A 10671-nucleotide genomic window follows, 5' to 3' on the forward strand; every position below is an offset into this window, starting at 1 on the left:
GTGGTGGCGATGAGGGACTCATTGAGATGCTTCGGGGTACAACCCGGCGGCGCCGCCGCAGGTACATAGGAGACGCAAAATGGCTGCTCGAATCGCCCAGACAACAGGGGCAGAGCACACGGCGATCCTCGGGCTCGGCGTTTACCGCCCGGCGCGGATCGTCACGAACGACGAAGTAGCCGGTCCGATCGACTCGAGCGACGAGTGGATCAGGACCAGGTCGGGAATAAAGACCCGGCGATTCGCCTCGGACACGGAAACGATCCAGAGCATGAGCGTCGCGGCCGCGCGGGGAGCGCTCGAATCCGCGAGGATCGCGGTCGACCAGGTCGACTGTGTCATCGTCGCCACATCGACGCACCTGTTGCTCACGCCCGCGGCCGCACCGCGCATTGCCACCGAACTGGGTATGAACGACTCGGCGGCCTTCGATATCTCCGCCGGTTGCGCGGGCTTCTGCCACGCGCTCACGGTGGCATCGGATCTGGTGCGCGCCGGAACGGCCACCCACGTGCTGGTGATCGGCGTCGAGAAACTCACTGACACCGTCAACCCGACCGACCGCTCGACCGCTTTCCTATTCGCCGACGGCGCGGGCGCCGTGGTCGTCGGACCGTCGGACGAGGTCGGTATCGGGCCGACGGTGTGGGGTTCGGACGGCACCCAGCACCACGCGATCCGGCAGGACAAGAACTGGGTCGAGTTCTTCGCCGAGATCGAGGAGAAGGGGCTCGACGCGGTCCGCCCCTACCTCGCGATGGAGGGCACCGCGGTGTTCCGTTGGGCCGCACATTCTTTGGAGAAGGTCTGCCGCGACGCCATCGACCGGGCCGGGCTGTCCATCGAAGACATGGACGCTATGATCCCGCACCAGGCCAACGGCCGGATCATCGAGGTCATGGCCCGGGTGCTGAAACTCCCGGAAAGCTGCGCGCTGGCCAACGACATCGAGGAGACCGGCAATACATCGGCCGCCTCGATTCCGCTTGCCATGGAGGCACTGCTGCGCAACGGCGAGTCGAAGCCGGGTGACACCGCGCTACTCATCGCCTTCGGCGCGGGCCTCTCCTACGCCGCGCAGGTGGTTATCCTGCCGAACTGGCAATAATCGGTTCCAGCCCCGTCAGCCCAGACCCCAGGTGGCTTTCACAGTGAAAGTCACCGTCTGGGTGCCGGGTTCGAGCGCGAAGGAATCGGCGGCAGCCTCACGCGTCGAGTTCTTCGGATTCTCGTCACGGCTGCTCGCCTCGTTGATGGTGATGACATCGGTCAGCTTCGCCCCGGCCAGCACCGCGTACTGATCGGCGCGCGATCTGGCATCGGCGAAAGCGCGGGCGCGGGCGTCGGCGAGCAGTTGGGAATCGTCTTCGAGCGCGAACCGCACGCCGCGCAGCCTGGTCTCATTGCCACCGGCTTTGACCGCGCTGTCCAGGATTGCCGATGCCTTCGACAGGTCGCGCACCACCGCATGCACGGTGTTGGTGGCCTGGTAGCCGATAATGGCGCGGCCACCGGCGTCGGACGCGTACTGCGGCTGGATGGAGATATCGGTGGTGCGCACATCCTCGCGGGTGAGTCCGGCCGCGACCATGGCATCGGTCATCGCCTTGGACTTTTCGTTGGCGCCCGATATCGCCATAGACACGTTGTCGGCGTTCACCTCCACGCCCAGATCCGCATTCAGCGTGTCCGGGGCACCACGCACCTGACCGGTGCCGACGACCGTGACCTCGCGCCCGGTCGTCGAATCCGATTTGCCACAGCCCGCGAGCAGTCCCGTTGTTCCCGCGATGGCAGCGATTGCCACGACAGCACGCATAATTCGTCGCATATCTTCTATGCGCTCGCCTCGACTGCGGTCTTGACCTTGCCGAGGGTCTCGTTCATCCCGCGCACGAGCAACTCCTCGAACAGCTGCTCGCCGCCGAGCGCGGCGTCGATGCCCTTGCGGGAGATCCAGGTGGTGCCATTGGGGACGTCACGGCGCTCGGTCAGCCGGGTACCGGTCTCAGTCGGCTCCAGGGTGTAGCTCCACACGCTACGATTCTCGTTTATGCGGAACGCGAATGCCTGGTTGGGCTCGTACCGCACGATGCGCGAGGTGGTCGGCCAGTACTTCTTGCCGTCACGGTTCACGTTGATCGTCCAGGTGCCCGCCTTCGGCGTGCCGATCGGCTGCATGCGCACGCACTGCGGGCTGAACTCGGACATTCGCTTCAGATCAGAGATCACCGCCCAAACCTGTTCCGGCGGCGCGGATATATCGATCGCGACTTCTAGGGTTTTCGGCAACACTGCCTCCGGAGAACTGTGGCGGACGGACGCATTTCGGTCCGACTAGCACGATTTGACGATGACCCCACATCCTAGTCGGCGACAGTTGGAAGACAAACGCGTCACATTTTCGTGTTTTGTTTGCCGGGCCGTGTAATAGCCGGCGCACAATGATTGATAGACGAAGCATGAGCCACAGCCAACAGCATTTCCGTCCATCGTGAGGTGATCGGCCGTGAAACTGCGCTCCCTCCTACACCGTCGGCAAGCGGATCGGCTTCCCCTTCTTCCCACCACCGAATCCCCCGATACCACCAGCGAACCCGTCGCTGGCCAATTGGCAGGCACGTATTCCCCGCGTACCGCACGTCTCGTCGCACAGGAAGAACAGCTGGAGCGCCTGCTCACGCCCAGTGAACTGGATCTGGTGCGCGAGCATCGCGTGTGAGCGGAAACAAGCACCCACGACAGATGTCGTGCCGAAGACCCATACTCTGTAGGTGACTTCCCCCGCTGCTACGAAGCCGGCAATCCTCAGCGTGGACGACGATCCAGGGGTTTCCCGGGCCGTTGTTCGCGATCTGCGCCGCCGCTATGGCGCCGACTACCGGATTCTGCGCGCGGAATCGGGCGCTGCCGCGCTCGACGCACTTCGTGAGATGAAATTGCGTGGCCAGCCGGTCGCGGTCCTGATCGCCGATTATCGGATGCCGGGTATGGACGGCGTCGAATTCCTCGAGCAGGCAATGGACCTGCACCCCTTTGCTCGCCGTGTGCTGTTGACCGCTTACGCAGATACCAATGCGGCAATAGACGCCATCAATGTGGTCGACCTGGACCACTATCTGCTCAAGCCGTGGGATCCGCCGGAGGAAAAGCTGTATCCGGTGCTCGACGGACTGCTTGATGCCTGGCGCGGCAGCGAACACCGGCCGGTGACCGAAACCAAAGTGATCGGCAACCGCTGGTCGCCGCGGTCTTCGGCAGTGCGCGAGTTCCTCGCCCGCAACCAACTGCCCTATCGCTGGTACCTCGCAGACGAGCCGGAGGGCGCACGATTGCTCGAGGCCGCGGGCGCCGATCCGGAACGCTGCCCGGTGGTGATCACCGAGGCCGGGCACACCCTGGTGCAGCCCTCGGACGGTGAGCTGGCCCAGAGCGTCGGACTCAATACCGACCCGGCGGGTGATTTCTACGACCTCATCGTCGTCGGTGGTGGTCCGGCCGGTCTCGGTGCCGCGGTTTATGGCGCGTCCGAGGGACTTCGCACGGTCCTCGTCGAGCGCACGGCGACCGGTGGTCAGGCCGGACAGAGTTCGCGCATCGAGAACTACCTCGGGTTCCCGGACGGGCTCTCCGGTGCGCAGCTGGCCGATCGGGCCCGCCGCCAGGCCGCGAAATTCGGCGCCGAGGTGATCACTACCCGCGAGGTGGTCGGCCTGGAGGTGAACGGGTCCGCGCGCACAGTGCGTTTCGCCGACGGTGGCCGGCTGTGCGCGCACACCGTGATCATCGCGACCGGTGTCGACTATCGTCGCCATCCCGCGTCCGGAATCGACGATTTCACCGGACGCGGCGTGTATTACGGCTCGGCCATGACCGAGGCATCCGAGTGCGCCGACCACGACGTCTACATTGTCGGCGGCGCCAATTCGGCGGGTCAGGCGGCGATGTTCCTGTCCAGGAATGCCCGCACCGTGCATCTGGTGGTCCGCGCGGACTCGCTGGAGAAGTCCATGTCGCACTACTTGATCCAGCAGATCGCCGCGGTACCGAATATCGTCGTGCACACCCGTACCGAGGTGGTCGCCGCCGCCGGTGACGATCATCTGCAGCAGATCGTGCTGCGTGACAACGAGACAGGTGCCGAGGAGAAGACCGAGACAGAGCGGCTGTTCCTGTTCATCGGCGCGGCACCACAGACCGACTGGCTCGACGGCGTGGTCACCAGGGATGACGGCGGTTACGTGCTGGCCGGACCCGATCTGCTGATTGACGGCGTCCGCCCGCCGGGCTGGGAATTACCGAGGCCACCACACCACTTGGAAACGAGTGTGCCCGGGGTTTTCGTCGCCGGGGACGTGCACGCCGAGTCTGCCAAACGCGTGGCCTCGGCAGTCGGTGAAGGTGCCATGGCCGTCATGCTCGTGCACCGCTATCTCGCGTAATCAGGAGGCCGGAATGACTATCGATGGCACAGCCGCCCGCAGCGGCCGGTTGGTCTGCGACCCCGCGGAACTGCGCACCCTGTTCCTCTTCGAGAAGCTCACCGACGAGCAGCTCGACTGGCTGTGCGCCGATGGCCGGGTCGAGACGATAGACCCGGGCGTCGTCTACCGCGAAGGCGATCCCGCGACCCGCTTCTACGTGCTGATGGACGGCGAAGTGGTGTTGACCAAGCTCTCCGGCGGCGTCGATATCGAGATGGCGCGCACCGATCAGAAGGGCGTATACGCCGGCGCCTGGATGGCGTATCTGGGCGATAAGGCCGAGCAGAACTACAACGGATCGATGTCGGTGACGCGCAAGTCGCGGTTCTTCGTGCTGGATGAGGCCACTTTCGCCAGGATGATGCACGAATGGTTCCCGATGGCGGTGCACCTGCTGGAGGGCGCGTTCTTCGGCACTCGCAATTCTCACGAACGCATCGCCCAGCGCCAGCGCCTGCTCGCGCTCGGCTCGCTGTCCGCGGGGCTGACCCATGAGCTGAACAATCCCGCGGCCGCGGCGGTGCGCGCCACCGCCGGTTTGCGTGAGCGGATCGCGGGCATGCGGCACAAGCTGGCGATGATGGCCGAGGGCGAATTCGACACCGAATCCCTTGTCGCGTTAGTGCGGTTGCAGGAGGAGGCGGCAGCGCAGGTCGCGAAGGCGCCGGAACTGACCCCGATGGAGGCGGCCGACCGCGAGGACCTGCTCGGGGCATGGTTGGAGGAGCATGGCATCGCGGACGCCTGGAATCTGGCGCCGAACTATGTGCAGGCCGGCTTCGATGTCGACTGGCTCGAGCGCGTAGCGGCGACCCTCGATCGGTGCCCGGATCAGGTATTCGAGGGGGCGATCCGGTGGCTGAACTACACCATCGAGACCGAACTGCTGATGAACGAGATCGCCGACTCGACCACCCGCATCTCCTCACTTGTCGGTGCCGCCAAACAGTATTCGCAGATGGACCGGGCACCATTCCAGGTGATCGACATCCACGAGCTGCTCGACAGCACCCTGGTGATGCTCAACCGTAAAATCGGCGACGGCGTGCGGGTGGTCAAGGACTACGATCGAACCCTCCCCGAGGTCCCCTGCTACGCGGCGGAATTGAATCAGGTGTGGACGAACCTGATCGACAACGCGGTCTACGCGATGAACGGCCAGGGCACCCTGACGATTCGCACCCGGCACGAAAACGATTGCGCGGTAGTCGAAATCGGTGACACCGGGCCCGGCGTTCCGGCCGATGCGCGCAGCCGCATCTTCGAACCCTTCTTCACCACCAAACCAGTCGGCGATGGCACCGGCCTCGGCCTGGACATCTCGTTCCGGATCGTGGTGAACAAACACGGCGGTGACATTCAGTTCGACTCCGAACCGGGTGACACCCGGTTCACCGTGTGGCTACCGCTGCATCGTCCCGAACAAGATCAACCCGAAAGCGCGCCCGTCGACAATCAGATCACCCCGGAACCGACCCAGGAGAGTCAACGATGACACAGGAACTGGAAGGTATCGATCCCGCCGCCACCCCCACCGGATCGGGCTGCGCGGAATGCGAAGCGGCACAGGGCTGGTGGGTGCATCTGCGCCGGTGCGCCCAATGCGGACACGTCGGCTGCTGCGACACCTCACCCGAGCAGCACGCCTCCAAACACGCCACCGACAGCGGCCACCCGTTCATCCAGAGTTTCGAACCGGGCGAGGATTGGTTCTACGACTTCCGCTCCGAAGAGATGTACAGCGGCGGACCGGATTTGGCCCCGCCGACCAGTCATCCCGCCGACCAGCCGGTACCGGGTCCACGCGGCCGCGTGCCCGCCGATTGGCAGACCCGCATCCACTGACGTTGCGCGATCGATTGGGCAACGGCAACTCGCCCATCGCACAGTGGGTCGAGCAGTGCCGGCACCGAGCAGGCGCACGATCCACGGCGGAGCCTCCCATGAAGACATACCGATCCCACCCGGTACGCTGCACCGAACGCGCCGGAGGCTCCGGCGCCTCGACCCACCAGGAAAACCACGTGATGAAGCGAACGTCCACCGTCGCCCTGGCCGTAGGGGCGGCGGCTTTGCTGCTGACAGGCTGCGGCGGGTCGGATGAATCCACCGACGCGAACGACCTACGCGAGGGCAATACCGGCGCGAGCACCAGTGCCGCGCCGACCACACCCGCGAATACGGGTGGCGGCGGCAACGGCGGTGCCGTGTCGCAAACTACCTGCGCGCAGTGGCAGGCGCTCGACAGCAACGCGCAGATGACGCTGATCAACCAGATACTCGCGGAGAATCCGGACAGCCCATTCGCGGGTAGCCCGAATGTCGCGCTCGGCACCGCGAAGCTCGTCTGCTTGGCCCCGAATAACGCCGACAAGACGGTGGTCGAAGCCGCCGGAATCACCGAACAGGTGAAGTAGCCGTCACCACGCGCGGGCAGAATGGCACGGTGGCCGAACTAGCTCTCACCGCTCGACTGAATCCCTCCGCGGCCGACGCCCGCCGCGGCGTCGTCCGGCTACATCCGGAGGCGCTGACCGCGCTCGGATTGCGCGAATGGGATGGGATCGCACTGGTCGGATCGCGACGCACGGCGGCGGTCGTCGGGGTCGCACCGGCGGCCACACCCGCCGGGGTGGCCCTGCTGGATGACGTGACGCTGTCCAATGCCGGTTTGCGCGAGGACGCGACCGTGGTGGTGGCTCCCGCGACGGTATATGGCGCCAGGCAGATTTCGGTGAGCGGCTCGGTGCACGCGACCCGAACCATTCCGGCGGCGACGCTGCGCCAGGCGCTGCTCGGCAAGGTCGTCACCGTCGGCGACGCGGTCTCGCTGCTACCGCGCGACCTTGGACCCGATATCAGTTCTTCCGCTGCCACCCAAGCACTTTCACGGACCTTCGGTATCGCGTGGACCACTGAGTTACTCACCGTGACCGCCACCGACCCGAGCCAGGGACCGGTGAGCGTGCAACCGAACACCGCCGTGGAGTGGGGCGCGGGCGTGGTGGCTGCCCGTGATGCCGCCGATCGCGCGGCGGCCGGGGCGCCGAACTCCTCGCAACCGGTGGAGGCCATGCTCGCGACGAACGGTACGACCGGCGGACGCGTCGCGGCGGCCGATACACCCGCGATCCCGGTGGAAGATCTCGCCGGGGCGCACGGGCAGGCCGCGAAGCTCACCGAATGGCTGAGCCTCGCACTCGACGAACCGGAGTTGCTGAAGACGCTGGGCGCCACACCACATCTCGGAGTGCTGATCACTGGACCCGCAGGGGTCGGCAAGGCCGCTCTCGCGCGGGCGGTGACGGCGCCGCGGCGAATGGTCGAACTGGATGGTCCGACGGTCGGCGCGGCCGAGAGCGGCGCCCGACTGCGCGAGGTCGCCACCGCGGTGGCCGAGGTGAGTTCCGGTCGGGGCGGGATCCTGCTCATCACCGACATCGACGCCCTCCTGCCCGCCCAGGCCGAACCCGTGGCCACGCTGATCCTCGATCAACTGCGGGGAGCGGTCGCCGAACCGTGCGTGGCCTTCCTCGCGACCACCGCACATCCGGCCGGTATCGATGCGCGGCTGCGCGCGCCCGATCTGTGCGACCGCGAGCTCGCACTTGCGCTGCCGACCGCGACCGTGCGCAAGGCGCTGCTGGAGCAGTTACTGCGTAAGGTGCCGACCCATGAGTTGAAGCTCGACGACATCGGTGCCAGGACACCAGGTTTCGTGGTTTCCGATCTGGCATCGCTGTGCCGGGAGGCGGCACTGCGCGCGGCATCGCGTGCCAGCAAACAACATTCGGATCCACAGCTGACGCAGGAGGATCTGCTCGGCGCATTGGAGGTGATCCGTCCGCTATCGCGTTCCGGGATGGAGGAACTCACCGTCGGTAGCCTGAGCCTCGACGATGTCGGCGATATGGTCGAGACCAAGCAGGCGCTGACCGAGACCGTGCTCTGGCCGCTGCGCCATCCGGATTCCTTTGCTCGCTTGGGCGTCGAACCGCCGCGCGGCGTGCTGCTCTACGGCCCGCCCGGTTGCGGCAAGACCTATTTGGTGCGCGCGCTGGCCGGCACCGGACAACTCAGCGTGCACGCGGTGAAGGGCGCCGAGTTGATGGACAAGTGGGTCGGCGCATCCGAGCGCGCGGTGCGCGAATTGTTCCAGCGCGCACGCGATTCCGCGCCGTCGCTGATCTTCCTCGACGAGGTGGACGCGCTGGCGCCACGACGGGGGCAGAGCACCGACTCCGGTGTCGGCGATCGGGTGGTCGCCGCGTTGCTGACCGAACTCGATGGCGTGGAACCGCTGCGCGATGTGGTGGTGCTCGGGGCGACGAACCGTCCGGAGCTGATCGATCCCGCGTTGCTGCGCCCGGGCCGACTGGAGCGGTTGGTGTTCGTGCCGCCGCCGGACGCTGATGCGCGGCTCGCGATTCTGCGCACCGCGGGCCGGTCGGTGCCGCTGGCCGACGACGTCGACCTCGCCGCGCTCGCTACCGACTTGGCGGGCTATTCGGCCGCCGACTGCGCGGCCCTGCTGCGTGAGGCCGCGCTAGCCGCGATGCGACGGGATGTGGACGTCGCCGATGTCACCGCGGCCGATGTGGCGGCGGCTCGGACGGTGGTACGGGCATCGCTCGATCCGGAGCAGGTCGAGTCGCTGCGCCGCTACGCCGACGCCCGGGGCTAGTCCGGTATTTCGACCGTCGGCACCACTGCCACCAATCTGGCGAACAGTCCGTAATCAGTGTTTTCCTGGCATTTTCACCGCATTGTCGCAGTCGGGCAATAATTCGGTTATCACCAGTTCAACCCTCGTGCGCAGGTATGTTCGCATCGTGCGAAGGATCGGCGAATCGGTCGATACAGTCACGGCCTTTCTGGGGGCCGCGGTCGCCGGCGTGGCGCTGTTCCTGCCGATCACCTTCACCTGGGCAGGCCAGGGCACCTCCTATCGCATGGCCGGCCTGACCAATAGCGAGCCACGTGGGGCCGCGATCGGCGTGATCGTCGCCGTCGCCATCGCCGTCCTGGTGACCACGTCCGCACGCCCGGTGGTGGCGTGGGGGACCGCGCTGGGCGGGGTGTGCTGCATATTCGTCAATCACATTGCCGGACGACATGTTTCTTCCCCCGACACCCTGACAACCCAGAATTATCTGGATTCGATATTCGCCGGCGTATTAATGGGCGCGCTCGGCGCCGCCGTACTGCGCAGACCTGGTCCGGCTGTCGGCTTCGCGCTCGGTGGCGTGGGCTTCTTCGTGTTCGGCGACTTCGCCGAACTGCTGGAAATCACCAATAAGAACCCGTATATGGTCCTGGAAACGCCACCATGGTGGTTTATCGCCGTCGCGGCATTGTTGCTGTTGGTCAGCACATACCGCAACCGGTCGCGACCCGAACATGCGCCGCCACCAGCTATAGCGGTTGAGCTCCCGGTAACACCGATCCTGGCGGCCATGGTGCTCGCCCTAGTCGTTCTAGCGGTCACCGAATGGCTCGCTCGCCAATATCTGAGCGCGCCCGATGTCGGTCACCCGGTCGACGTCGGACTCGCGGTGCTCGCGACGGGCCTCGCCGCCACCGCCGCGGCCATGCTGCTGCCGGGCCGTGACGGCGCGGGCGTCTATCTGGCCGTGAGTCTGGTCGCCGTCGCCGATGCCCTTGGCTACGCGCCGCGGCCCGGCTGGAGCGTGCCGGTGATACTCGTGCTGACCGCTGTCGGCATCTTCATCGGAATCCGGCTGCCCGCTATGTGGTTGGCGGTCATGTTGATCGGCGGGCTCGCGGTGTTCGCCATGTCCACCGCCACCAACGACGGCGACACGGTACGTACGATCGGTAGCGCCGCTCTGGCGCTGACGGCGGGATATTGCTGTGGTACAGCCCGCCCGCACTACCCCCCTGGCGCGGTGCTCGCGATCGCGGCCCTCTATCTGCCCTCGATCATCACCGCGATGCCGCACCGAAATGGTGGCCAGCTGCCGCACGTGGTCGCGGCCCCGAACTCGACATCCAGCCGCACGGCACTTGCGATCACGATCTTCTCGGCCCTCGGTCTGGCGGCGCTGCACATGCTCCGGCCGCGCCGCCGCCCACAGTCGAATTCCTCGACCACGGACGAAACGGTTGCGGATATATAGCCAAGCCGACGCCGACATGGTGTGCGGCGCATTCGCACAAACCGCCA

General features: G+C 66.1%; 10 protein-coding genes. 8 read left to right on the plus strand and 2 right to left on the minus strand.

Translation table 11 applies throughout. The annotated features are described in order from the left end of the window. The first annotated feature begins 79 nt into the window (after window positions 1-79). Window positions 80-1108 carry a beta-ketoacyl-ACP synthase III gene (locus tag LKE06_RS04530; RefSeq protein ID WP_227997345.1) on the plus strand — a complete coding sequence of 343 codons (1029 nt, stop codon included), beginning with the start codon at window positions 80-82 and terminating at the stop codon, window positions 1106-1108. Between the two features lie 15 nt (window positions 1109-1123). On the opposite strand, the gene LKE06_RS04535 is transcribed toward LKE06_RS04530, so the two are convergent. Further along, the gene (locus LKE06_RS04535) at window positions 1124-1831 is read right to left on the minus strand and encodes an SIMPL domain-containing protein (RefSeq protein ID WP_227997346.1); all 708 of its coding nucleotides are present in this window, start codon (window positions 1829-1831) and stop codon (window positions 1124-1126) included. 5 nt (window positions 1832-1836) lie between these two features. Continuing rightward, window positions 1837-2292 (minus strand): SRPBCC family protein, encoded by a 456-nt coding sequence (locus tag LKE06_RS04540; RefSeq protein ID WP_227997347.1) that lies wholly within the window; start codon window positions 2290-2292, stop codon window positions 1837-1839. A gap of 217 nt (window positions 2293-2509) precedes the next feature. On the opposite strand from LKE06_RS04540, the gene LKE06_RS04545 reads away from it, so the two are divergent. The 7 genes from LKE06_RS04545 (at window position 2510) to LKE06_RS04575 (ending at window position 10624) form a co-directional block, all read left to right on the plus strand. After that, window positions 2510-2722: a hypothetical protein gene (locus LKE06_RS04545; RefSeq protein WP_227997348.1), complete on the plus strand. Its 213-nt coding sequence runs from the start codon at window positions 2510-2512 to the stop codon at window positions 2720-2722. Window positions 2723-2774: 52 nt separating this feature from the next. After that, a complete protein-coding gene (locus LKE06_RS04550; protein ID WP_227997349.1) occupies window positions 2775-4442 on the plus strand; it encodes an NAD(P)/FAD-dependent oxidoreductase in 1668 nt (555 codons plus the stop codon). Between the two features lie 13 nt (window positions 4443-4455). Then, a complete protein-coding gene (locus tag LKE06_RS04555; protein WP_227997350.1) occupies window positions 4456-5979 on the plus strand; it encodes an ATP-binding protein in 1524 nt (507 codons plus the stop codon). Next, window positions 5976-6329 (plus strand): UBP-type zinc finger domain-containing protein, encoded by a 354-nt coding sequence (locus LKE06_RS04560; RefSeq protein ID WP_227997351.1) that lies wholly within the window; start codon window positions 5976-5978, stop codon window positions 6327-6329. Before LKE06_RS04555 ends, LKE06_RS04560 begins: the two co-directional genes overlap by 4 nt. 98 nt (window positions 6330-6427) lie before the next feature. Then, entirely contained in the window at window positions 6428-6901 is a 474-nt protein-coding gene (locus LKE06_RS04565) for a hypothetical protein (protein WP_227997352.1), read from the plus strand. Between the two features lie 29 nt (window positions 6902-6930). Then, a complete protein-coding gene (locus tag LKE06_RS04570; protein WP_227997353.1) occupies window positions 6931-9168 on the plus strand; it encodes an AAA family ATPase in 2238 nt (745 codons plus the stop codon). Between the two features lie 148 nt (window positions 9169-9316). Continuing rightward, a complete protein-coding gene (locus tag LKE06_RS04575; protein WP_227997354.1) occupies window positions 9317-10624 on the plus strand; it encodes a hypothetical protein in 1308 nt (435 codons plus the stop codon). The last annotated feature ends 47 nt before the right edge of the window (window positions 10625-10671 follow it).

The organism is Nocardia australiensis (assembly GCF_020733705.1).
Lineage (GTDB): Bacteria > Actinomycetota > Actinomycetes > Mycobacteriales > Mycobacteriaceae > Nocardia > Nocardia australiensis.

Coding starts and splice junctions, on each gene's coding strand:
- LKE06_RS04530 (WP_227997345.1), top strand. CDS start 80: ATGGCTGCTCGAATCGCCCAGACAACAGGGGCAGAGCACACGGCGATC.
- LKE06_RS04535 (WP_227997346.1), bottom strand. CDS start 1,831: ATGCGACGAATTATGCGTGCTGTCGTGGCAATCGCTGCCATCGCGGGA.
- LKE06_RS04555 (WP_227997350.1), top strand. CDS start 4,456: ATGACTATCGATGGCACAGCCGCCCGCAGCGGCCGGTTGGTCTGCGAC.
- LKE06_RS04560 (WP_227997351.1), top strand. CDS start 5,976: ATGACACAGGAACTGGAAGGTATCGATCCCGCCGCCACCCCCACCGGA.
- LKE06_RS04565 (WP_227997352.1), top strand. CDS start 6,428: ATGAAGACATACCGATCCCACCCGGTACGCTGCACCGAACGCGCCGGA.